The sequence below is a fragment of the Streptomyces sp. SID14436 genome (assembly GCF_010548465.1).
GTDB lineage: Bacteria > Actinomycetota > Actinomycetes > Streptomycetales > Streptomycetaceae > Streptomyces.
This window is the reverse complement of sequence record NZ_JAAGMD010000158.1, coordinates 1-246: the sequence shown is the minus strand read 5'-3', so window position 1 is coordinate 246 and position 246 is coordinate 1. Positions and strand designations below refer to the sequence as shown.

The following is a 246-nucleotide window of genomic DNA, read 5'->3' as shown; positions in this document are numbered from 1 at the left end:
GGGCCTGTTCGGCGCGCAGCCGCTGGAGACCGCCGGCCACGGCGTTGAGGTCCATGGCCCCGACGACGAGCAGCGCGTCGACGAGGGAGCCGAGCAGCGCGGAGGCGACCGCGCCGGTGGCGAGCACGGGGGTGAGCGGGTCGTCGAGTTCCCGGCGGACCGCGCCGGTGGCCTGCCAGGTCCAGCGGGCGGGCCCGGCCACGGGATGACGGGCGAGGCGGGCGGCCTGCTGCCGGGCGCGGTCGG

The 246-nt window shown here is 79.7% G+C and carries 1 protein-coding gene; it reads right to left on the bottom strand.

The genetic code is table 11. The features are described from left to right. The coding region (locus G3I53_RS05760; RefSeq protein WP_164438087.1) for a hypothetical protein at positions 1-246 on the bottom strand (246 nt) is incomplete at both ends.